This window comes from Macrococcus sp. DPC7161 (assembly GCF_004117835.1).
In the GTDB taxonomy this organism is placed as follows: Bacteria; Bacillota; Bacilli; order Staphylococcales; family Staphylococcaceae; genus SDSC01.
Window position 1 is genome coordinate 117,979 of sequence record NZ_SDSC01000005.1, and the last position, 21,730, is coordinate 139,708.

Annotated in this window: 21 protein-coding genes and 2 rRNA genes; 6 read left to right on the forward strand and 17 right to left on the reverse strand. The window is 34.3% G+C overall.

Translation table 11 applies throughout. From position 1 onward, the window contains the following. Positions 1-86: 86 nt before the first annotated feature. Positions 87-1,709 (reverse strand): chaperonin GroEL, encoded by a 1,623-nt coding sequence (gene groL, locus ER639_RS08645; RefSeq protein ID WP_129065388.1) that lies wholly within the window; start codon positions 1,707-1,709, stop codon positions 87-89. A gap of 64 nt (positions 1,710-1,773) precedes the next feature. Next, entirely contained in the window at positions 1,774-2,058 is a 285-nt protein-coding gene (gene groES, locus ER639_RS08650) for a co-chaperone GroES (protein WP_129065389.1), read from the reverse strand. A 197-nt stretch (positions 2,059-2,255) separates the two neighbouring features. Here groES and mroQ point away from each other — a divergent pair, with 197 nt between their 5' ends. Further along, the gene (gene mroQ / locus ER639_RS08655; RefSeq protein ID WP_164993408.1) at positions 2,256-3,014 is read left to right on the forward strand and encodes an intramembrane glutamic endopeptidase MroQ; all 759 of its coding nucleotides are present in this window, start codon (positions 2,256-2,258) and stop codon (positions 3,012-3,014) included. 372 nt (positions 3,015-3,386) lie between these two features. Here mroQ and ER639_RS08660 read toward each other — a convergent pair whose 3' ends face one another. After that, positions 3,387-4,826: a phosphate--AMP phosphotransferase gene (locus tag ER639_RS08660; protein WP_129065391.1), complete on the reverse strand. Its 1,440-nt coding sequence runs from the start codon at positions 4,824-4,826 to the stop codon at positions 3,387-3,389. A gap of 124 nt (positions 4,827-4,950) precedes the next feature. On the opposite strand from ER639_RS08660, the gene ER639_RS08665 reads away from it, so the two are divergent. After that, a complete protein-coding gene (locus ER639_RS08665) occupies positions 4,951-6,642 on the forward strand; it encodes a M3 family oligoendopeptidase (RefSeq protein WP_129065392.1) in 1,692 nt (563 codons plus the stop codon). 14 nt (positions 6,643-6,656) lie between these two features. Here the strand turns inward: ER639_RS08665 and ER639_RS08670 are convergent, their stop codons facing one another. Further along, positions 6,657-7,454 carry an LPXTG cell wall anchor domain-containing protein gene (locus tag ER639_RS08670; RefSeq protein ID WP_129065393.1) on the reverse strand — a complete coding sequence of 266 codons (798 nt, stop codon included), beginning with the start codon at positions 7,452-7,454 and terminating at the stop codon, positions 6,657-6,659. A 187-nt stretch (positions 7,455-7,641) separates the two neighbouring features. On the opposite strand from ER639_RS08670, the gene ER639_RS08675 reads away from it, so the two are divergent. Both ER639_RS08675 and ER639_RS08680 read left to right on the forward strand, forming a co-directional pair. Beyond that, positions 7,642-8,490, forward strand: coding sequence for a VOC family protein (locus tag ER639_RS08675; protein ID WP_129065394.1), 849 nt, complete (start codon positions 7,642-7,644; stop codon positions 8,488-8,490). A 14-nt stretch (positions 8,491-8,504) separates the two neighbouring features. Beyond that, on the forward strand, positions 8,505-9,119 hold the full coding sequence (locus ER639_RS08680; RefSeq protein ID WP_129065395.1) for a nitroreductase family protein: 615 nt from the start codon (positions 8,505-8,507) through the stop codon (positions 9,117-9,119). A 38-nt stretch (positions 9,120-9,157) separates the two neighbouring features. Here the strand turns inward: ER639_RS08680 and ER639_RS08685 are convergent, their stop codons facing one another. The 4 genes from ER639_RS08685 to ER639_RS08700 all read right to left on the reverse strand — a co-directional run bounded on the left by ER639_RS08685 (position 9,158) and on the right by ER639_RS08700 (position 13,403). Next, a complete protein-coding gene (locus tag ER639_RS08685) occupies positions 9,158-9,859 on the reverse strand; it encodes a MurR/RpiR family transcriptional regulator (RefSeq protein ID WP_129065396.1) in 702 nt (233 codons plus the stop codon). A gap of 74 nt (positions 9,860-9,933) precedes the next feature. Next, positions 9,934-10,887, reverse strand: a complete 954-nt coding sequence (locus tag ER639_RS08690; RefSeq protein ID WP_129065397.1) for a carbohydrate kinase family protein — start codon at positions 10,885-10,887, stop codon at positions 9,934-9,936. A gap of 1 nt (position 10,888) precedes the next feature. Beyond that, positions 10,889-12,358: a sucrose-6-phosphate hydrolase gene (locus ER639_RS08695; RefSeq protein ID WP_205757707.1), complete on the reverse strand. Its 1,470-nt coding sequence runs from the start codon at positions 12,356-12,358 to the stop codon at positions 10,889-10,891. 64 nt (positions 12,359-12,422) lie between these two features. Then, positions 12,423-13,403 (reverse strand): LacI family DNA-binding transcriptional regulator, encoded by a 981-nt coding sequence (locus ER639_RS08700; RefSeq protein WP_129065399.1) that lies wholly within the window; start codon positions 13,401-13,403, stop codon positions 12,423-12,425. Between the two features lie 85 nt (positions 13,404-13,488). Between ER639_RS08700 and ER639_RS08705 the strand changes: the two genes are divergently transcribed. Further along, positions 13,489-14,373: a nuclease-related domain-containing protein gene (locus ER639_RS08705; protein WP_164993409.1), complete on the forward strand. Its 885-nt coding sequence runs from the start codon at positions 13,489-13,491 to the stop codon at positions 14,371-14,373. Between the two features lie 350 nt (positions 14,374-14,723). Here the strand turns inward: ER639_RS08705 and tatC are convergent, their stop codons facing one another. Genes tatC through ER639_RS08720 form a run of 3 tightly spaced genes read right to left on the reverse strand, consistent with a single transcriptional unit; the run spans position 14,724 to position 16,371 of the window. After that, positions 14,724-15,482 (reverse strand): twin-arginine translocase subunit TatC, encoded by a 759-nt coding sequence (gene tatC, locus ER639_RS08710; protein ID WP_129065401.1) that lies wholly within the window; start codon positions 15,480-15,482, stop codon positions 14,724-14,726. Positions 15,483-15,530: 48 nt separating this feature from the next. After that, the gene (gene tatA, locus ER639_RS08715) at positions 15,531-15,728 is read right to left on the reverse strand and encodes a twin-arginine translocase TatA/TatE family subunit (RefSeq protein ID WP_129065402.1); all 198 of its coding nucleotides are present in this window, start codon (positions 15,726-15,728) and stop codon (positions 15,531-15,533) included. Positions 15,729-15,738: 10 nt separating this feature from the next. Further along, positions 15,739-16,371 carry a redox-sensing transcriptional repressor Rex gene (locus tag ER639_RS08720; RefSeq protein WP_129065403.1) on the reverse strand — a complete coding sequence of 211 codons (633 nt, stop codon included), beginning with the start codon at positions 16,369-16,371 and terminating at the stop codon, positions 15,739-15,741. A 155-nt stretch (positions 16,372-16,526) separates the two neighbouring features. On the opposite strand from ER639_RS08720, the gene ER639_RS08725 reads away from it, so the two are divergent. Then, positions 16,527-18,440, forward strand: coding sequence for an ABC-F family ATP-binding cassette domain-containing protein (locus ER639_RS08725; protein ID WP_129065404.1), 1,914 nt, complete (start codon positions 16,527-16,529; stop codon positions 18,438-18,440). Between the two features lie 252 nt (positions 18,441-18,692). On the opposite strand, the gene tsaD is transcribed toward ER639_RS08725, so the two are convergent. The 6 genes from tsaD to ER639_RS08755 form a co-directional block, all read right to left on the reverse strand. After that, a complete protein-coding gene (gene tsaD, locus ER639_RS08730) occupies positions 18,693-19,697 on the reverse strand; it encodes a tRNA (adenosine(37)-N6)-threonylcarbamoyltransferase complex transferase subunit TsaD (RefSeq protein ID WP_129065405.1) in 1,005 nt (334 codons plus the stop codon). Continuing rightward, entirely contained in the window at positions 19,694-20,116 is a 423-nt protein-coding gene (gene rimI / locus ER639_RS08735) for a ribosomal protein S18-alanine N-acetyltransferase (RefSeq protein WP_129065412.1), read from the reverse strand. The genes tsaD and rimI overlap by 4 nt, the downstream gene beginning before the upstream one ends. Before the next feature lie 11 nt (positions 20,117-20,127). Continuing rightward, positions 20,128-20,793 carry a tRNA (adenosine(37)-N6)-threonylcarbamoyltransferase complex dimerization subunit type 1 TsaB gene (gene tsaB, locus ER639_RS08740; RefSeq protein ID WP_240664017.1) on the reverse strand — a complete coding sequence of 222 codons (666 nt, stop codon included), beginning with the start codon at positions 20,791-20,793 and terminating at the stop codon, positions 20,128-20,130. Beyond that, positions 20,771-21,232, reverse strand: a complete 462-nt coding sequence (tsaE, locus tag ER639_RS08745) for a tRNA (adenosine(37)-N6)-threonylcarbamoyltransferase complex ATPase subunit type 1 TsaE (RefSeq protein ID WP_129065406.1) — start codon at positions 21,230-21,232, stop codon at positions 20,771-20,773. Before tsaE ends, tsaB begins: the two co-directional genes overlap by 23 nt. Positions 21,233-21,405: 173 nt before the next feature. Continuing rightward, positions 21,406-21,520 (reverse strand): 5S ribosomal RNA (rrf, locus tag ER639_RS08750). An 86-nt stretch (positions 21,521-21,606) separates the two neighbouring features. Continuing rightward, positions 21,607-21,730, reverse strand: a 23S ribosomal RNA gene (locus ER639_RS08755); the annotation flags it as partial.

The following is a 21,730-nucleotide window of genomic DNA, read 5'->3' on the forward strand; positions in this document are numbered from 1 at the left end:
TTTCAAAATTAATTGAAAAGTGGTTATTGCATTAAAAATATATTAAAAAGCACAATACTTCTTATTTTTTAGCTGCCAAAGTACCTTTACATCATTCCTGGCATGCCGCCCATGCTCATATCTGGCATTGCTGGTTGTGGTTCTGGAATGTCTGCAACTACCGCTTCTGTTGTTAAGAATAATGCTGCTACTGATGCTGCGTTTTGTAATGCTGAACGTGTTACTTTTGTAGGGTCTACGATACCCGCTTCAAGCATGTTCACCCATTCATCTGTTGCTGCATTGTAACCAACGCCTGTTTCAGCGTGTTTAATTTTTTCTACAATGATTGATCCTTCTAATCCTGCATTTTCAGCGATTTGACGGATTGGTGCTTCTAATGCTTTCAATACGATGTTCACACCTGTTTGTACATCACCTGATGCTTCGATTGCTGCTACTTCGTTATAAATTGATACTAAAGCAGTACCACCACCTGCAACGATACCTTCTTCAACAGCTGCTCGTGTTGAGTTCAATGCATCTTCAATTCGTAATTTACGTTCTTTTAATTCTGTTTCAGTTGCTGCTCCGACTTTGATGACTGCAACGCCGCCAGCTAATTTCGCTAAGCGCTCTTGTAATTTTTCACGATCAAAGTCTGATGTTGTTTCTTCGATTTGTGCTTTAATTTGTGAAACACGTGCATCGATATTGTGTGCGTCGCCACGTCCTTCAACTACTGTTGTATCGTCTTTAGTAACGTGTACTTTCGCAGCTGTACCTAACATATCGATTGTTGTTTCTTTTAATTCTAAGCCAAGGTCATCTGTAATGACTTGTCCACCTGTTAAGATAGCTAAGTCTTCTAACATTGCTTTACGACGGTCACCAAATCCTGGTGCTTTTACTGCTACTGCTGTAAATGTGCCGCGTAAACGGTTTAATACGATGTTTGTTAATGCATCGCCATCCACGTCTTCTGCTACGATTAAGATTGGACGTGATGTTTGTACAACTTGCTCTAATACAGGTAAGATATCTTGGAATGATGAAATCTTTTTATCTGTGATTAAGATGTATGGATTTTCTAAGTTTGCAATCATTTTATCTGAATCTGTTACCATGTATGGTGATGCATATCCACGGTCAAATTGCATACCTTCAACAACTTCTAATTCTGTTTTGAATCCTTTTGATTCTTCGATTGTAATAACACCGTCGTTACCTACTTTTTCCATCGCTTCTGAAATGAAACGCCCAATTTCTTCATCTGCAGCTGAAATCGCACCAACTTGTGCAATTTCTTCTTTGCTACTTACTTCTTTTGAAATTGATTTTAAAGCATCTAATGCAACAGCAACGGCTTTATCAATCCCTTGGCGAATACCAACAGGGTTTGCACCACTTGTTACGTTTTTAAGTCCTTCTTGAATCATTGCTTGTGCTAATACAGTCGCAGTTGTCGTACCGTCACCAGCAATTTCATTTGTTTTGTTTGCAACTTCTGCAACTAATTTTGCACCCATATTTTCGTACGGATCTTCTAATTCGATTTCTTTCGCGATTGTAACACCGTCATTTGTAATTAATGGTGCAACGAATTTTTTATCTAAAACGACATTACGTCCTTTAGGTCCTAATGTAACTTTCACTGCATTTGCTAATTTATCTACACCTGCAAGCATTGAACGTCTTGCATCTTCTGAGAATTTAAGTTCTTTTGCCATGATTTATCCTCCGTTATGTTCTATATTATTTTTCATCAATTGATTATGTATAATTAACTTAGTATTATTGCACGATTGCTAATACGTCTTCTTCAGTTAATACTAAATAAGTTGCATCGCCAACTTTAACTTCTGTGCCACCATATGGTGAATATACGACATGATCGCCTACTGAAACTTCCATTGCTGCACGTGTGCCATTTTCTAATAAACGACCTGGTCCTACTGCTGCTACTGTACCTTCATTTGATTTTTCTTTAGCAGAATCTGTTAAGATAATACCACTTTTAGTAGTTTGCTCTTTTTCAGTTTTCTCAATGACAATACGATTTCCTAATGGTTTTAACACAGTATTTCCTCCTTGTAGTACATCCTACATTGGATGTTGATGTAATGTGTTAGCACTCTAACTTATAAAGTGCTAATCTACTTTTTATAATAATCAAAGAAGGTCAAAAATGCAAATGATTTTGTTTCTACTAAAAAATTTATCATTTCATCAAATCTAATGTACAATAGTAGTATTATTAATGAATGGAGTTAATTATGAAGTTGAATCGCTTATCTGTTAATATTTTGACCCTTTTAATTTACTTAGGTGCACAATTTATTACACTCATTCCTGGGTTGTATTATAAATCTAAAGGTCTATCTTATAATGAGATTAATCAAATCGCACTCAGTTGGTTACCACCGACATTTATAGTAGCTACAATTTTAATCGTCTTTTTGCATACACGCGTTAAGAATGAAACACGATTAGAACGTTCTAAAAAAGCAAAGTGGACAGAAACATTAATTTGGATGTTCGCAGGTGTGTTTTTAGCATTCTTCGCACAAATGATTATGGGTATGATAAATGTATATATTTTAAATCAACCAATCGAAAGCCAAAATACAAAGAATTTAATGCAAGTCGCTAAAAAGATGCCAATGTTTATCATATTAATTTCGGTATTTGGTCCGATTCTAGAAGAATATGTCTTTAGGAAAGTCATATTTGGTGAGTTATTTGAGTTCTTGAAATTTAACCGTGTAATTGCATTTATTATTAGTGGTTTAATCAGTGGATTGATCTTCGCAGCAGCACATGGTGACTTTGATCATACATTAATTTATTTAGGAATGGCCTTTGTATTTAGTGGCTTATATGTCGCAACAAAGCGCATCATCGTGCCAATGTTCGCACATGCGATGATGAATACGACGGTTGTTTTAGTACAATTAGTCTTTGCTGATAAATTAGAGCACTTACAACAACAAGCAAAGCAAACTGCACAAATCATTTTACATATCATACAATAACAATATCACCGTAGATTACTTCTAGTGAATCTACGGTGATATTGTTTGTTTATGGAGATATTTATTTATTTATTGATGGTGAGTGAGCGTTTATTCAGTAACTTCGCTCACTCGACATATAAATCAATCATATATTTGATAGTGAGTGAGCGACTATTAAGTGTCTTCGCTCACTCGACATATAAATATCAACGATATTTGATAGTGAGTGAACGTTTATTAAGTGTCTTCGCTCACTCGACACATAAATCAATCATATTTGATAGTGAGTGAGCGACTATTAAGTAACTTCGCTCACTCGACACTCATAAAACATTACATATATCACAAACAAACAAAAACCGGACTTTGTCCGGTTTTTTCTAGCTATTCTTAATAACGTTTTACGCCCCAAAGTCTTTCTTCACATGCTTCGATGATTGTTTTCAATGCTTTGATACGTGCTGCTTTTTTATTGTTTGCTGGTACGATAACCCACGGTGCTTCATCTGTTGATGTTTTATCGATCATATCTTTACTAGCTTCTAAATATAAATCCCATTTTTCACGGTTACGCCAATCTTCATCAGTGATTTTCCATTGTTTTTCTGGTGTATTTTGACGTTCTTCAAAGCGGACGAGTTGTTCTTCTTTGTCTAATACTAAGAAGAATTTAATGATGATTGCACCTTCAATTTGAAGTGCTTTTTCAAATTGATTGATTTCTTTGTAAGCACGTGACCATTCTTCTGTACTTGCAAAGCCTTCTACACGTTCTACTAACACACGGCCATACCAACTGCGGTCAAAGATTTCTATATGACCTGTTCTTGGCATATCTGTAGCAAATCGCCATAAGTAATGATATGCAAGTTCTGTTTCTGTAGGTGCTGAAATGGCATTGACTTCATATCCTGTTGGGTCTAAACTTTCACGGATACGTTTAATGTTTCCACCTTTACCTGCTGCATCCATACCTTCATAAACTAATATTAATGGTATTTTTCTGTCATACAATGCATACTGAATTTCACGCATACGATGTTGTAATTCTGGCAATAGTTTTTTGTAATCTTTTTTCTTTAGTTCATCTTCTGTATCTTCAAACATATCGGTTTCGAATTTATCTGAGAATTTGCCATCTACGACTTTTGTATCTTTTTTCTTTTGTTGTGCCTTTAATGCTTTCTCTAAACGTTCAATAATGACTTCATACATTTCATTCACTGCTTTACCACGTTCAGTGTAATCAATATGTACCCATGGTGATAAGTCTTCAGTCAGTTTCATTAATGGCTTCATGCCTTTTTCATAGCTTTTTGTCGGAATGGCTGTTTCGTATTCTTGCGCTTTCCATCTTGTTAATGGATTTTCTTTTGTTTGAGCGATATGCTCTAATCGTTTCTCTTCATTAACTGTTAAATAGAATTTAATGATTTCATAGCCATCGTCTTGAAGCATTGACTCAAAACCTTTAATTTCGTGATTTAATACATCATAATCTTTATAAATTTCCTTTTTTAATCCGTGTACTTCATAATCTAATTTTGATGCATACCAGCTTCTAAAGAATATCGTTACATCCCCTTTTTTCGGCATGTTCTTCCAATATGGATATAAAAATGGCATGCGTAAATCATCTGCAGTTGGTGTTTTTGTTGCATAAAATTGCGTATATTTTGCATCAAGTGTTAACAATAATTCATTTGATAATCTTGACTTCCCACTTGCAGGTATCCCTTCGAATAGTACCATTACCGGAATCTTTGCTTCATGCGTTGCTCTTACTAATTCTGCAACCTTTAATGCGAGTGCTTCTTTAATTTCTGTCATGATCCATCCTCCTTTTAACACTTTTATTATACAACATTTGTTTTTAAAAAGTATTCCTTTTATTGGTATCATCGCGTACAATAGTATTAATAGTTTTAATTTTCAAAATATAAGGAGAATTTAGATGAAATTTCAAGATTACAAGTATACTCGACCAGATTTAGAAAAAGTAAAAACTGAATTCAAAGCATTAATTCAACAATTTGAAGATGCTCAAGATGTTGAAACTCAAATTCAGTTAATTGATCAAATGAATGAAATCCGTAAAGCCGTTGATTCAGAGTCTGCACTTGTATATGTGCGTGCCTCTATCGACACGACTGATGAATTTTATTCAAAAGAACGTGACTTCTTTGATGAAAATGGTGCAGAAATTGTATGGTTAGAATCTGCTTATTATAATGCCATCACTAAATCTCAATTCAAATCTGAATTAATCGAAAAATATGGCGAACAATTATTTGCACTAGCTGAACTTTATGTTAAACAATACGATGATTCAGTGAAAGATTTGATTAATGAAGAAAATAAAATTGTTTCAGAATACAGTAAATTAGTAGCGAGTGCTGAAATTGAATTTGATGGTAAAACATTAAACTTAGCGCAACTTGCAGCATATATGCAAAATCCTGATCGTGAAGTTAGAAAAGCTGCATTAATTGCTACTCAAGATTTCCGTGGTAAACATTTAGAAGACTTCGATGATATTTACGATCGATTAGTGAAAGTACGCCATCAAATTGCAACGACACTTGGTTTTAAGAACTTTATCGAATTAGGTTATGTGAGAATGCGTCGCGTTGACTATGATCAAGCAATGGTTAAAAATTATCGCGAACAAATCGCTACACACGTCGTACCTTTAGCAACAAAACTTTATCAAGCTCAAGCAAAACGCATCGGTGTTGATACATTGAAGTTTTATGATGAAGACTTTAAATTCAATAACGGTAATGCAATGCCTAAAGATGATGCGAAGATGATTTTAGAAAATGGTCGTAAAATGTATCACGAGCTTTCTAAAGAAACAGCTGAATTTTATGACTTTATGATGGAAAGAGAATTGTTTGATGTTGAAGCGAAAAAAGGTAAAGAAGCTGGTGGTTATTGTACGTTCATCAACAATTACAACTCACCATTCATCTTCTCTAACTTTAATGGTACAGATGGGGATATTACCGTGTTAACTCATGAAGCTGGTCATGCTTTCCAAGTATATTCATCTCAACATTTAGAAGTACCTGACTATTTATGGCCAACACATGAATCTTGTGAAATCCATTCAATGAGTATGGAATTCTTTACGTATCCTTGGATGAAATTATTCTTTGAGAATCCAGAGAAATTCATTTATAAACATATCGGTGATGCGATTCAATTCTTACCATATGGTGTTGCTGTTGATGAATTCCAACACATTGTTTATGAGAATCCAACATTAACGAAAGAGGAAAGAAGAGCTGAGTGGAAAAAGCTTGAGGCTAAATATTTACCGAATAGAGATTACGATGGCATTGCACCATTAGTTGATGGTAGCTTCTGGCATAAACAAGGTCATATATTTGCTTCACCATTCTATTATATCGATTACACTTTAGCGCAAGTATGTGCCTTCCAATTCTTTAAACGTTCAACAGAGGACTTTGATAGCGCTTGGAAAGACTACTTACACTTATGTAAAATTGGTGGCTCATTACCATTTAATGCATTAGTTAAAGAAGGTAACTTAGTATCACCATTTGAATCAGGTACTTTATCAACAATCATGACATTTTTAGATCAATATATCGAAAATATCGATACAAGTTCATTCTAAAAAAAGAAGCGCAATTACGCGCTTCTTTTTCTTGTTATTAATAAAAATCCAACAGCCATTAAACTCATACTCATTAATACTAGTGGCATTGATTCACCTGTATCTGGTAATGATTTAGGCTCTTTTTCTTTTTTTGATTTTTCTTTTTTCGAAGTTTTTTCTTTAGATGAAGATTTATCTGTATCTTCATTCACTTCGTCTTTAATTGTTTTTTCACCGTTAATCTTTTTCGTTACAAATAAACCAACTTGTTCATCCAAATCACGATAATAATCTTCCCCATTTAAAGGTTTAAACTTTCCAGGTTTGATTGCATCAATTTGCGGCAAATCTAAATCAGGAACATTGGTCGTTGGTTCTTGCACTGAAGGTTCACTCGTTGTTGGTTCTTGAGGTTGTGTTGGCTGTGGTGTATCTACTGGTGCACTTGGTGTAGATGGTTTAGCCGGTTCTGTCGAAGGCGTTGGTTCATTGGTTGACGGCACTTCATCGGTAACAATTTCTGATGTTGTTTCTTCTGTAGGTTGTTCCGTTGTTTTTACTTCTTCAGTTTTAGGTGACTGAATGGTTGGTTGTTCTTTTGATGGCTTTTCTGTAGTTACTTCTGTAGTTTTCGCTTCTTGTGTCTTTGGTTCAACAGAAGTTTCTGTACTTTTAGTTTCATTCGATTGATCCACTTTCGGTGTTTCAGTCGTTACAATTTCAATTGTGTTGTTTGTCTTTGCATAAGTTGCATCTATATGTAACATCGGTGATACGATCACTGCGATACCTGTTGAAATCAATATTGAATGGAAGTTCTTTTTTTTCATACGCTCTCCTCCAAATTACAATTAATTCAATTATAATAGAGAAAGTGAAATAATTCTATTCAGAATGGCGAATGTTACACAGTCTTAATATAATATTTATTATTGCAATATGTTTTAGTTTACAAATAGATTAATTTAAAATATAATAATTATATCAAGTATAAAAAGTATATTAAAGGAGATCAATATGGAACAAAAATTTTTTTCAACGGATACACATATCGGTGCTGTGCATTTAAATGTTAATTTTTTAGAGAATAGCGTACGTTTTTATAATGAAATTTTAGGAATGAATATTATCGAACAAACAGATACCTATGTTGCATTAGGTGTTGGCGAAAGAAAGTTAGTTTATTTATATCAAACAAATGAGAAGAGAACACAAACAGCTGGGTTATTCCATATGGCATTTTTAGTACCTAGTCGTGAAGACTTAGGCAATATCTTCTTTCATTTAATTAAAACACAATATCCACTTCACGGTGCTAGTGACCATGATGTTTCAGAAGCTATTTATTTAGCAGACCCTGAAGGTAACGGTATTGAAATCTACCGTGATTTACCTTCTAAAGAATGGCAATGGCGTGATAACGGAGATATCGTTATGGGTACCGTTGAAATGGATTACCAAGGTGTATTGGATGCCAACCAAAATCGTCTATTCAACGGTATGCCTGAAGATACAATTGTAGGGCATATGCATTTACAAGTTTTAAACATTGAAAATACGGTTAAATTTTATGAAGACGTGTTCGGTATGGATGTTATGACTTATTACGGTCATCAAGCGGCATTTATGTCTGCTGGTGGGTATCACCATCATTTAGGATTAAACACTTGGCAAGGTCAAACAGCGCCCGCTTCTATCTCATTACCTGGTTTAAGAAAGTATGAAATCAATATCCCAAATGAAGAGGATTTAGCTTACTTCACAAGTAAAATTGAATCTTTAGGATTAAAAACACTAAAAGACGGGAATTCAGATACTATATTAGATCCAAATAATATTGCCATTCAAGTAATGGTAAAACAATAAAAGGAGTGTTTTTCATGGGATTATTTAATAAACAGAAAGCTACTCAAGATTTATCAAAGCGTCGTTCAATTTATCATTTAGAACCAAAGTCGACTGTTTCAGACAGTGAAATTGAAAATATTTTAACTGATGTGATTAAACATACACCAAGTGCATTTAACTCTCAAAGTACTCGTATGGTTTTATTATTAAATAATGAACACAAAAAGTTCTGGGATACATTAATGCATGCACTTAAAGAAAAAATGGGTCCAGATCGTGATTTTTCTGCCACAGAACAAAAGTTAAACAGCTTTAAAGCTGCATACGGCACAGTGCTTTATTACATCGATACAAAAGTAACTGAAGGTTTACAAGAACAATTCACAAGCTATGCTGCAAAATTCCCAGAATGGGCACATCATTCAAATGCTATGCACCAATATGCAGTTTGGCAAGCATTCAGTGAAGTAGATTTAGGTGCAAGCTTACAACATTATAACGGCGTTTGTGATGAAGAAATTCGTGCATTATTTGATATTCCTTCAACTTGGGAATTTGTTGCACAAATGCCATTCGGTTCAATCGGCTCACAAGCGGGTCCTAAAGAATTTTCACCAGTTGAAAATCGTTTGATTATTAAAAAATAATAAGTCTATAAATAAAAAAGGATTAAGTTGAAATCAACTTAATCCTTTTTGAGTTCCTTTATTAACATTTCAACAATAAGCATAAAGATTAATATATCAAACTGAGGTAATCGTTCATGTGGAATGATTCGTATCACTTCTCGTCCTTTATATGCCTTTTGATTTGTAACATTAATCATCGGTACATTGGTTGTCATCTGCAACTTATCATTAGTACCTAATATTAATAAATCCATTTCATTCATATATTTTAGATACTGAGGTAATGAGCATTCTTGACTACAATATATCGGTGTATAACCTAACTGCTTCAATCGTTCATCTAAATATTGAATGCCTAATTGATATTGTGCCGATGAAAACAACAGTATTTTTCGGGCATTAGAAATTCTCTTCGCACAATGACTAATCGTTTCTTGTTGAATAAACTTTTGCGCAAATTGTAAGTAATATGTTGCTTCATCTATCATATGGCCTACCGTATGTTCATCACTTGTGACAACATCTATCGTGTGTAATTCTTTTGCAATTTCAACTTTTAACTGTTTAATACCAGATAAACCAATACGTTTCGCAAAGCGCACTAATGCTGATTCGCTCACGCATGCTTTCACAGCGAGTAACTTCACTGGCATATGCACAATTTCTTTAGGTTGTTCTATAATCAAATCCGCAATGCGTCTATCTACAGAAGAAAATTGTTGATACCTTTTTGAAATCGACAATAATAAAGAATCCATAATCTACCTCTTAGATGAATTTTCATTTATTATAAATGATTTCTAAAGTTCCCGGTATCCCTATTACAAATATTTTACAATTCTAATATTTCGTTTACATCATCTATACTTGGTAAACTTTGAATCGCACCTTTTTTCGTAGTTGTAATGGCACCAACCGCATTAGCGAATCTTAACATCGCTGTCGCATGCGTTCTTAATGCAGCTAACTTATCTTCATGTTGCAATAGTTGATAATTGATTGCACCGATAAAACTATCTCCAGCACCTGTAGTATCTTCAACGTGAACAGTGAATCCTTCAGATGATTCAAAACCATCCTTAAAGTGAACTTCAGCACCATGTTTCCCTTTTGTATATATAACTGCCTCAGTCACACCGTTCAATAAACTTTGAATCGCTAATTTTTCATCTTTAATACCAGTAATAAATTCTAATTCTTCGTCAGAAATTTTTAAAATGTGCGCTTTTTTACAAAATGCTTGAACCGTTTCCTTTAGCGCATCTAGGTTTGGCCATAGTGGGAATCTTAAATTAGGATCAAATACAATCGTTGCGCCTGCTTTTGTAAACTGGTCGATACAATATTCATGTGCTTCTTTCATCGGTGATGGCACCAGTGCTACTGATGAGAAATGCAAAATATCATCACGCTGGATATCAAGTTGAATCGCTTTTTCACTCAGTAACATGTCTGCAGATGGATTGCGATAAAATGAAAAGTCACGCTCTCCATCACTTGTTAAACTAACGAAAGCAAGTGCAGTATTCGCATGTTTAATTCTAGAAATATGTGATGTATCTACTCCAATATTAGATAATGTGTCTACAATTAAATCACCAAAACTATCTTCACCTAATTGTGAAATCAATGCACTTTGTCCACCTAATTTAGCCACTGTTGCACTGACATTCGCTGGTGCACCACCAACTTGCACTTCAAAGTCTTTAACTTCCTTTAACTTAACACCTTTAGTATGCGGAATAAAATCAATCAATGCTTCTCCAATTGCGTATAATTTACCCATATTATTCACCTATCAAATCATATTTTGTAAACTTTAAATACACTTGTCCATTGGCTGTGCTTGTTCTAATACCTGTTGCTTGTTCTGATGCAAAAATACGTGACGTCATTACCGCTTCACCATCATTAATAAAAATCTCAATACTTGAATGATCTACAAAGATTTGTAGTTGAGATAAATCTTTTTCCAATACGATGCTTCTTGAAGTTCCAACCACTTCTTGTGACACACGTCCTGAATCAAAGCGTTCTAATGTTAATCGACGTTCTGCTTTATTATAAGTCATTAGCGTCGATTCTTTTTTAGATACCTTTAATTCTAAATAAAATTCTGGTGCTTCATTTTCTAAAATATCAACAATCAATTCGTAAGCTTTACCTTCGTATGGATGTAACTTCACATTTCTACGCGTTGCATAGCCTAATGCTGTTTCTTCATTTCGACGCAATTTTTGTAAGCTTGGAACAGGCCTTTGTCGTAACTTTCCATCTTCAATCGTTAATACACGAGGTAACGTTAAACAATGCGCCCATCCATATTCATCTGTTGGATAATCCGTATCTGGTAAGCCCATCCAACCAATAAGAATACGATTGCCATCTTTATCTAACGTCGTTTGAGGTGCGTAAAAATCAAATCCATGATCTAACTCTTGGAATTCACCATGTGTCATCTCTAAAGTTGTTCTATCGATATGGCCAATCAAGTAACCTGATTGATAAATATTTTGATATTTGCCATCAACAGGATCAAGACCTTGAGGACAGAATAGGACAACATCTTGGTTATTTAATGAAAATACATCAGGACATTCCCACATGTAACCAAAGTCATCATACGTTGTTTCTAATTCACCTTTAAAAGTCCATTCTTTAAAATCCATTGAAGTATATACAACAATCGTCCCTGTTTCATTCGTTCGCTGAGCACCAAGTACCATGTAATATAATCCATTTTCATACCAAACTTTTGGATCACGATAATGATCTGTATATCCCTCATGTGGACCATCAATAATCTTTGTTTTGTTGATGGCTTCACCATTTTCAATTTGTGCAATCACTTGATAAGGTACACGTTTCCATGCTTCAGTTCTATGATTACCAGTATATACGATATAAAATTGTCCATTTACAACAATACCAGAACCACTATAAGCACCATGTGAATCCCACTTTGTATCAGGTGTTACAGCAAGTCCTTTATTTTTAAACGTTGCAAGGTCTTTACTCGTTGTATGATACCAATGCTTTAAACCATGTACAGGTCCAAGTGGAAACCATTGATAAAATAAATGATATTCACCATTGTAATAACAAAAACCATTTGGATCATTAAGTAAACCTGAAATCGGTTGAATATGAAATGCTTGTCTCCAAGGTGACTGATCGGTCTTCAATTGTAAAGCTTCAAATTCCGCTTCAGTTATTTCTGATAACTTTTTATAGCGTGCTGCTCTGTCCCATTCAATCATAATTTTCTCCTTATATCGTTATTCGTCCACTTTGTGGAACCGGTTCTATTTTACCTTCATTTTAGGTTGCATCACGAATGATGTCAACGCTTTCTTTCTCTTCTAGTGTAAAAGGCATCACATGTATTTGGGGAATTTCTTCATCATTAATTCTTTTTAATAAAGCACGTGCTGCAACTTCACCAGTCGCAATATAATCGTATTTCATCGTTGTCACTTGTGGTGAGACAATAGAAGTTGTTTCATACCCACCAAAACCTGCAATCGATAATGTCTTAGGTACATTAATCTTCAGTTCATGTGCTGCTTTTAGAATACCTAAAGCAATATTATCTGTTGCACAAATAATACCGTTATAATCTTTCTCATTTAAAACTTTAAGACCAAGTTGATATGCATCATTCAAACTAAATGTCGTCTCATAAATATCTAAAGGATATTCATAACCATCAATGACGCCGTGTTTTCTATTGACACCTACTGCCTCATCAGTTTCAGACACACCGATATAAGCTAAATTATCTTTTTGGTGCGTTTTAAAATATGCCCCTAACATTTTTGCAGCTTCATAATCATTTTGAATGACTGTATACAAATTCGGATGATTTTGTCCGACAATCATCACAGGCACTTTTATTTTTTTAATACAAGCTAATAGTTCAGGTGTAATGATTGTTGCAAGTAAAATAATGCCGTCAATCTTACTCGTTTCAAATGTCTTTAAAGCTTCGATTTCACGTTTAGTATCCAAGTTCGTATTGGCAATTAGTATTTGATAATTGATCTCTCGCATCACGGACTCAATACCAATCAAAGTTTCATTACTCGCATAAGAATTTAACCTTGGTATTACAACACCAATCATATTCGTACGCTTTCTTTTTAAACTTTGTGCAAACTGATTGGGTTGATAACCTGTTTCTTTTACAACAGCATCAATCTTTAAACGTGTCTTTTCACTCACCGATCCACCATTCAAATACCTTGATACCGTACTCTTTGCCACGCCGGCTAACTTTGCAATATCGTTAATATTACTCACTTTATCAACCCCTTATATATTAGTTTAGCATGAAATGAAAATATGGTATAAAGAAAATAACAACACGAATCATCTTGGAGGATATATGCGACTCAAGACAAGGAAATTAAATCAATATGACCTGCAATTAGAGCATTTGAAATATCGTACACAAGTGATATTTGATAAACATGAACTACGAATGAGAGGATATTACGGCGAACAACTGCTTGATGAAGTCATGAATACAATCCAATTTAGTGGTATTGAACTTAGTGATATTCGCCTTCTGAACAATGGCGTCGAACGACAGTTTGATACATTGCTATTTTTTAATCATCAAATTTTAATCGTAGATGCAAAGTACTACACAGGAAATATCGAAGTCACTCAACAAGCCTTTTTATTAAACGGAAATCCCCACGAACACCCTTTTACACAAGCGAATAGATCAACAATTTTTTTAAGAAAATATTTAAAACAGCATTTTAAAAATGTACCTGATATAGATGCCATTACAGTATTTACGAATATGAAAAGTGGCTACGCAATACACGATGGCTCATGTATTACATTAAAAGATTTACCACGATTCATTGCGAACAATCAATCACAGTTTGTCACATATGATTCATTACCAATCGCCAAATGGTTAATTGCACATCATCGTGATGTTTCAAAATATGATCATGCTACTGATTTAAATTGTATTGAAATTCAAAAAGGATTACGCTGTCCAAAGTGTAAGCAAATCAATACCATTCAACTTGAGAGAAACCTTGGTATTTGTAAATGTTGTGGAAATGTATTTACTAAAAATGAATTGTTTGCGCTATTGGTTAAAGACTATAAACATATATACCTAACAAATACTGCAACTGTAAAAGCACTACAGCAATTCGCAGGTTTTGAAAACAGATCGCATCTATTTGAAAAATATATAAGAGCACACTATCGACCTGGTCCAAAAAGAGGTACGTATATCATTTGATAAGGCGTTGGGTACTGTGTGTATGAGGATGTCCGGCTATTTCGCGCTGTCTTTTCCAGTTCGTTACATTTTCGGCGCGAGTCACTCTACGTTCGCGCCGCTTTTTCCATTTTGTTACAAATTCAGCGCGAGTTTCTCTGGATTCGCGCCGCTTTTTCCAGTTCATTACAATTTCAGCGCGAGTCGCTATGGATTTGCGCCACTTTATCCAGTTAATCACATTTTCGGCGCGAAATACTCTGAGTTCGCGCCGCTTTTTCCAGTTCGTTACATTTTCCGAGCGAGTCACTCTGCGTTCGTGCCACTACCCCAACAAAAAAAGAGCACCCCTTGGATGCTCTTGATTGATTCTACATGTTATTAATTTCTTCTTCGATAAGTTTCTGCTCGGCTTTTAAATACTGTCGGTAGCCAATCGCACTGATTTGTATACTTACTTCATATAAGAAAATCATCGGCAACACAAAGATGATATAAGTCATTGTATCTGGTGGTGCGATTACCGCGGCAATGACCATCAAAATAAAGTATGCGTATTTTCTATTTTTCTTTAAAAACTTCGGTGTTACAATACCCAGTCGTGTTAAAAACAGTAATAGTATTGGTAACTCAAATACTAAACCAAATGGGATTGTTATTTTAACAAGTTCATTAAAATACTCATTCACACCTATTACTGCATTCAGTCCCATCTCAGATGCAAGTTGTAATGAAAACACAATAAAATATGGGAATATTATAAAGTAACTAAATGAACAACCTGCTAAAAACAATACTAAACTGATTGGTATATAACTTAATGTTACTTTGCGCTCTCTTGGATGTAACCCAGGTGAGATAAAAGCCCACAATTGATATAAAATCACTGGTGAAATGATAATCACAGCGATAATCATAATTATTGATAAGTAAACAGTTAATGGGTCAGACACCTTTTGGAAATTTAACACAATTCCTTTTGGCACATTGTCATGTGTTAAATACTTCATGACTGGTTTTCCGACCAGAAATCCTAAAATCAAACCACCGATTAAAAAATAACCTACTATCATTAACCTTGCACGTAACTCTTCTAAATGTTCGACAACGGTTAAATTATTTTTATCCATGCATACACCCCTAAAATAAAGAACGGCAAACATTTGCCGTTCTAAGCATTACTTTTGATCTGTATCTTTCTTGTCGTCTTTATCATCTAAAATGCCATTTGTTGCATCTTTAAATTCTTTTAACGTCTCACCCATAGAGCGTCCGAATTCAGGTAATTTCTTAGGTCCAAAAATAATTAAGGCAACAATACCTAAAAATATTGCGATAGCTGGTGTAACCATACCAAGTGTATTAATGAATAACATTTAAATCCCCCTAATGATTTTTCATAAAGAATATTAATGACTGTAACTCGACACCTAAATCAATATGGTGTACGTGTACACCATGAGGTACAGTTAAACGTTCTGGTGTAAAGTTTAATATACCGTTAATTCCGGCATTTGTCACTAAATTTGCGACATCTTGTGCGACATTTCCTGGCACCGTTAAAATCACAACTTGTACCCCAGTTTCATTGGCAATTTTTTCGAAATTCTTCATATCGAATACTTCTAAATTTCCCACTTTTTTGCCAATAATTTCAGGGCTTGCATCAAATGCTGCAGTGATTTTCATGCGGTCATTGATTGAGAAGTTATATTTCACAAGCGCAGTCCCTAAATTACCAATACCAATAATTGCTACTTTTGTTATCATATCTTGTTGTAATGTTGTTTTAAAAAAGTTTAATAAGAAATTTACATTATAACCATAACCTTTTTTCCCTAATTCTCCGAAATAAGAAAAATCACGTCTAATGGTAGCTGAGTCAATTTGCAACCCTTCACTTAATTCTTTACTAGAAACACGATCTACATTTGAATTATATAAAGTATTAACAAAACGATAATACAATGGTAGTCGCTTTAATGTTGCTTTTGGAATTTTTACATCTTCCTTAGTCATACGTCCACCTGATTCCAATTTTATTTGTGATATTTTTCACAGCATAAATATTATAACAGATTCATTATGCATTTACTATGAGTTATTTCACAAAAATCACTAAAGGAATTCCCTATAAATGATAACTAATGTACAATATTAACGAGGTGAATCAATTGATATTATTACAAGCATCGAACTTAACAAAAAGTTTCTCAGGTGACGATATTTTTCAGAATGTGAAATTTGAAGTCAAATCAAATGACCGCATTGCCATTGTTGGTCGTAATGGTGCTGGGAAAACAACTTTAATGAAAATTCTTGCCGGCGTAGAAAATTTTGACTCAGGCAATTTAAGTATTTCAAAAAATATAAAATTAGGTTACTTAACACAAGCAATGACACTTAATGCAGAAGGAACTGTGTATGAAGCCATGAAAAAACCTTTTGCACATCTTGATCAACTCAAAAATGAAATCGATTATATTACTTCATATTTAAGTGAACATAGCCACGAAGCTGATTCTGTTGAATATCAAAATAAATTAAAACAATATGATCAACTACACAATCGATTTGAATCACTTGATGGTTATACTTACGAACATAAAATCAAACAGGTCCTAACTGGACTTAACTTTTCAGAAGCTGATTTCAATGAAAAAATTGACACTTTTTCTGGCGGACAAAAAACACGACTTGCCTTAGCAGAAATGTTATTAAAAAAGCCTGATTTACTTCTTCTAGACGAACCGACGAACCATTTAGATATGGAAACAACTGCTTGGCTAGAAAATTATTTATTAACTTATGAAGGTGCTATTGTCATCATCTCTCATGACCGTTTCTTCTTGGATAAAGTCGTGAATACTGTATATGATGTTGCGCTTGGCCAAGTTACAAAATATGTTGGGAATTATTCAAAGTTTATCGAACAGCGTGATGCACATTATGAAAAAATGATGCAAGCCTATGAAAAGCAACAAGATGAGATCAAACGTCTTGAAACATTCGTACAAAAAAATATCGCTAGAGCTTCTACTTCAGGAATGGCTAAATCAAGACGTAAAGTCTTAGAAAAAATGACGAAAATCGATAATCCAAAATTAGATGACCACTCAATGACTTTAAGATTTACTTTCGATAAAGAAACAGGCAATGACGTCCTTAAATTAGATGACTTAACAGTTGGTTACGATGCACCGATTAGTTCTCATATCCAATTAGATGTTTCTAAGCAAGATAGTATTGCGATTATTGGACCAAATGGTATCGGTAAATCGACATTAATTAAGACGATTGCCAAACTAATTCCCCCATTAAGCGGTGAAGTGAAGTATGGTGCCAATTTACAAATTGGTTATTATGACCAAAAGCAAGCAGAATTTGAATCGAATAATACAATTTTAGAAGAATTATGGCAGTACTATCCGACATTACCTGAGAAAGAAATCAGAACAGTATTAGGTCGATTTTTATTTGTGCAAGATGATGTAAAGAAAATTGTAAATGATTTATCAGGTGGCGAAAAGGCAAGACTACAACTTGCAAAGTTGTCCCTTGAGAACAATAACGTACTTATTCTTGATGAGCCGACAAACCATCTGGATATAGATGCAAAAGAAGTGCTTGAAGATGCATTAATTCATTATCCAGGTACATTACTATTTGTCAGCCATGACCGATACTTCATTAATAAAATCGCAACAAAAATCGTAGATATTCACCCACAAGGTAATGATTTGTATTTAGGCGATTATCAATATTATTTAGAAAAACTTGAAGAAAAACGTGTGCTCGAGTCAGCAGTTGATGAAAAAATAATTGAAAAGCAACCGAACGATTACCAAGCTCAAAAATCTTCGCAAAAAGAGAGACGTAAATTAGAGCGTCAAAAAGAAAAAATAGAACAAATGATTGAGCAAATCGAACAAGAGAATGAAACAATTGAGCACCAATTAACATTACCAGAAAATTTTAATGATCATGAAAAAGCATACGCTTTAAATGAAACATTAACAAAAAATCAAAGTGAACTTGAATCGCTTATCGAACAATGGAGCGAACTAGAAATACAATTAGAATCTTAAGCAAAAATTCCGACTTTTTGTCGGTTTTTTTGTGCACATTTTTATTCACAAGAAAAAGCCCATAACTACAATAATCCACAAAGTTATCCTAGTTATCCACATTTTTTCACATAAAAATAAAGTTATTTATCGTGTATAAGTACCTATTGACAAAAAGTTATCCACAATTTGTTGACATCTTGTTCATAAGTACATATGTTCTGTAGGGAAAATGTGTACAAAAAAGGAGGAGACAATATAATGTCTCACTCCTTAATGTATGCTCATATTTGATTTTCCGTTTAATGACATGTCAGCAAAGTGTTGATTTTGATATACATAATAAGCAGCTGCACCAATCATTGCCGCATTATCTGTACATAAATTCATTTTAGGAATCATTAATTCGATGCCTTCAGCTTCACACATAGTTGTCATTCTTTCACGTAATCCTCTATTTGCAGCAACACCACCACAAATCAATAATTGATTGATGTCATATGCCTTTAGAGCTTTAAATGTTTTTTCAGTTAAAACATCAATCACACTCGCTTGAAAACTCGCTGCAACATCTTCTTTTTTATAAGATATCCCTTTTTGATTTAAATTATGTAATTTATTAATGACAGCACTTTTTAAACCACTAAAACTAAAGTCATAACTGTCATCAAGGTAAGGTCTTGGTAACTCTAAATTATCTTCACCTAAGGTAGCCAAGCGGTCAATATGTGGACCACCCGGGTACGGGCAATCAATTGTTCTCGCAACTTTATCGTATGCTTCTCCTACTGCATCATCACGTGTTTGACCAATAATTTCAAAGTCTAAATGATCTTTCATCACAACCAATTCAGTATGGCCGCCAGACACGACAAGCGCTAATAAAGGAAATGTTAATCTTTTCTCGATATGATTTGCATAAACATGACCAGCAATGTGATGGACAGGTACTAATGGCTTATTATGACTTAAAGCCAATGCTTTCGCTGCACTGATGCCAACTAATAAAGCACCTATCAATCCAGGTCCTTCAGTAACTGCAACAGCATCAATATCATCCATTGACATTTGTGCTTGTTGCAACGCCTCATCAATCACCATTGTAATATTCTCCACATGATGACGACTAGCGACTTCAGGTACAACGCCACCAAATCGTTTATGAGATTCAATTTGGCTATTTACTACATTACTAAGCACTTGGTAACCATTTTGCACAATACTGACAGCTGTCTCATCACAACTTGTTTCAATTGCTAATATTTTAGTATCACTCATCTTAATTTCACCCACATTACTTTAGCATCTTCACCTGGTCCATAATAATCACGTCTTACTCCACCATATGTGAATCCAAACTTTTCATATAAACCACGTGCCGCAATATTTTCAATTCTTACTTCTAAACTCATCATCTCACAAGTCAAACGTGCATAATTCATCACATATTCTAATAACAATGCACCATAGCCCATACCACGTACTGTTTCTGAAACAGCGACTGTAGTAATTTGAGCTTGATCAATCACAATCCACATGCCTAAATAACCAATGACCATATCATCTAAAGTCATCACAAAATAATGTGCATGCTCATTATGTAACACTTCATGATAAAAAGCATCAATCGTCCACGAACCTTTAGGAAATGCACGCTTTTCTATTTCAAAGACTGCAGGTACATCAGTCTCTATCATTTTACGAATTGTTAATCCTGCGCTTTTATCCAATTACGTTCCGCCTCCGACATTCTTAAATAAGCCGGCTCAAAAGTAAATGCATTTTCAGGATACTCTTTATTGATGATGCGACGCATTTCTGAACTTTTAGGTAGTGTGTAAAAAGTCGGCCCCTTTAATTTATCTTTTAATTTTTCAGCATCCACACCGATAAATAAATAAGGCAAATGCTGTGCCATTAATTCCTGATTTAATGCATCAATAGAAATATATCGATCCTCAGTGATTGTATCTAAATGTGTTCCTTTGAAACGATATGTACCCGTAAATACGTGATCTCTTCTAGCATCAATTACTGGAATCATTAAAAAATCATGCATTCTCGTAGTAGCAGCCATCACTTGTAAACTAGACACAGAATACAACGGAATATTCAAAGTATATGCCAAAGTTTTAGCAGCAGTTACACCAATTCTTAACCCCGTATACGAACCAGGTCCTTTTGCTACACAAATCCCTTCAATATCCTTCATCGTTAAATTACAAAATGCCAAAAGTTCTTCAACTTTTTTCATTAAAGTAATAGAATGATTTATTCGCATACCACTATTAAATTCAGCCAATACTTCGATACCATCTGTAATACTTACAGACAATGGCTGGTTACTCGTATCAATGTTTAGTAATTTCATCATTTAAAACCTCCAACAACTGCACCGATTGTTTTCCATTAGCAACAATCATCATTTCTCTACGCATCTCATCTACACGCAAAATTTCGATTGTTAAATAATCTTCAGGCAAAAAATCTTCAATCATCTGTGGCCATTCAACCAAACACACACCATTACCATAGAAATAATCATCAAAACCTAAATCATCCTCCGCACCTTCTAAGCGGTAGCAATCCATATGGTGAAAAGGCAAACGTGCATCATAAGATTTAATAATATTAAAAGTTGGAGAACTGATAATACCTTCAACACCTAAAGCCTCACCAAAAAATTGACTAAATGTTGTTTTACCAACACCTAAGTCTCCTTTTAATAAAATTACATTATTCGGTTTAACATGTTGTGCTAAAATCGTTGCAATACATTTTGTATCATTAATATCATTAATCGTTAAATTCATATTGTCACCTTTTTATAAATAATATTTATTTTAACATACTTTTATAACTGCTTTTTATTTAATGTTGAAAATTCGTGGTGAGTGGGCTGTATTTGCTATTTACAGCCCACTCAGTAATAAATTAAACAAATAATAAACAAAAAAAGAGACCCTTTCGGATCTCTTTTTATATTGCCCGGCAACGTCCTACTCTCACGGGCCGTAAGACCAACTACCATCGGCGCTAAAGAGCTTAACTTCTGTGTTCGGTATGGGAACAGGTGTGACCTCTTTGCCATCGTCACCAGACAAATGAAAATATATATTATACTTTCAAAACTAGATAAGTAAGAAAATTAGGTAACCAAACATTACCGTGTAAAAAATCTTTTAAATTGATTAAGTCTTCGATCGATTAGTATTCGTCAGCTCCATACATTACTGCACTTCCACCTCGAACCTATTAACCTCATCATCTTTGAGGGATCTTATAACCGAAGTTGGGAAATCTCATCTTGA